Consider the following 1990-nt stretch of genomic DNA (forward strand, 5'->3'; position numbering starts at 1 on the left):
GTACTTGTTGGGTTTTCACCACCTGCTGAATATAATTCAGGAATTCATCAGCTTGTTCCTTGGCATAGAGTTGATGCAGTGTTTTACCAATATATTCCTCCCTATACTCCTCTCCATAGGATGGATTTCCTGGGATTGCGTCGATCACTTGCCCTTCAGCATTGTAAACACACAGCGGATCGGGAATGGCTGAGAAGAGCGCTCGCAGTTCTGCTTCAGAGGCTTGCAGCGCGGCTTCTGCCTGTTTGCGATCGCTAATATCCGCAGTCACCCCTTCGATGTAGCCATCGTCTGCATTCAGATAAGCAGAGAAAAGTACCCAAAACAATGTCCCATCTCGTTTTCGCATCTGTGCTTCATAGCTTCGCACTTCCCTATCACGCTTCAGCAACTCAAGGAATTGTTGGCGATCGCTGGGATTTACATAGTAGTCTGTGGCGTGTTCAAGCCCAATGCTCTCCTCTGGTGAATCAAAGCCAAACAGATTGGCATGGCGTTGATTGCCATCGAGAAGTAATCCATCCGAGAGGCGGGTTCGGAAGATGCCGACCTGCGAGTTTTCAAAGATAGTTCGGAACTTGGCTTCACTGCGTTGTAATGCCTCTTCTGCTTGCCTACGCTGGGTGGTGTCGTTGCCCACCGATAAGATTTCAACGACATCTCCCTGGTCATTGAAGATGGCTTGATTCGACCAGACCATCCAAACTCGCCGACCGTCTCGACACAGGTTTTCACCCTCGCCTTGCGGGTACGATTGAGGATTACGAAGTAAATCATGGACAAAGGGTTTGACATCGCGTCCAGAGATTTCGATGTCTGGAATGATTGTTTCAAATAAGGTTCGCCCTAAAATCTCATGTTCTTCATAGCCAAGAAGTTTTACCCCATAATCGTTGATGTAGTGAATCCGTCCTTGCGGATCATAGCGAATGATAACGGAATTCGCGGTTTGTAGCAGGTTGCGATAATTTGCTTCACTTTGTCTCAATGCGGCTTCAGTTTGTTGACGTTCAGCGATCTCCTGCTGCAAGGCTTGAGTTTGCTCTTCTACTTTCCGTTCCAGTGTTTCGGCATAGTCTGCTAACTGTTGATACAACCGAGCATTTTCTAGTAAAATCGCTGCCTGAGTCATCAACAGTTTAAGGACTTGCAAGCGATCGCTAGTAAACACTCCGGTACTGAGATTGTTCTCTAGATAAAGTATGCCAATCAGCTGATTTTGCTTGAAAATAGGCATACACAGGAGCGATCGCGTCTGTTGATGTTGAATATAAGGATCAGTTGAAAAAGACGATTCGCTGACTGCATCATCAAACACCAAAGTTTCAGATGTGCGTTCTACCGAGTGAATGACGGAAACAGGAATCGTTGCACACTCGGCAACAGCGAACTTTTCTAGGTCACACTGTTTACTTGAGCTGCATTGAGCTACCACAGTGAGTTGATCATCTTTCAGGAGAACCAGAGCGCCTGTTTCGGCTCCTGCATCTTCTATCACTGCCTGCATCAACGTGGCAATCAGTTGATCGAGATGAATTATTTCTGAGAGGGCTTGAGCCGCTTTCATCACCGCCGCCAAATCGATCACCGCAGTCGGATGACGGATCGTTTCATTGGTCACGATTGAATTTGATTGCCGAACTCGGTTGGTGTTGAGGAGTTGTGGATAGCGTTTTTCTAAATCTTTAACTTTAACGGTTGCGCCCCAGCGATCATAGCAATAGTGCGCCTCTTTAATGTAAGTTTGAGCAATTTTTGACCGCCCTCGCGCCAGATAATGTTTAGCCGCTAATTCATAGGCGAGTGCTTCTTCCTGGATATACTCATTTTCAGCTGGTAAATTGATCAAGTCTTCAATTTCTCGTTGGGCGAGTAGTGCAGCCGTTGACTCCAATCCGCCTCGAACATCTAACTCACTTGGATTTTCTGGTAAAATCACTCCCAGGAGCTTCAACACTTCCAAGCCAATTTTGAGTGCTGATTTCAGGTT

The 1990-nt window shown here is 46.5% G+C and carries 1 protein-coding gene; it reads right to left on the minus strand.

All coding sequences use genetic code 11. The annotated features are described in order from the left end of the window. The coding region (locus H6G26_RS41330) for a PAS domain S-box protein (protein WP_242054412.1) at nucleotides 1-1990 on the minus strand (1990 nt) is incomplete at both ends.

The organism is Nostoc sp. FACHB-888, assembly GCF_014696655.1.
Lineage (GTDB): Bacteria > Cyanobacteriota > Cyanobacteriia > Cyanobacteriales > Nostocaceae > Nostoc.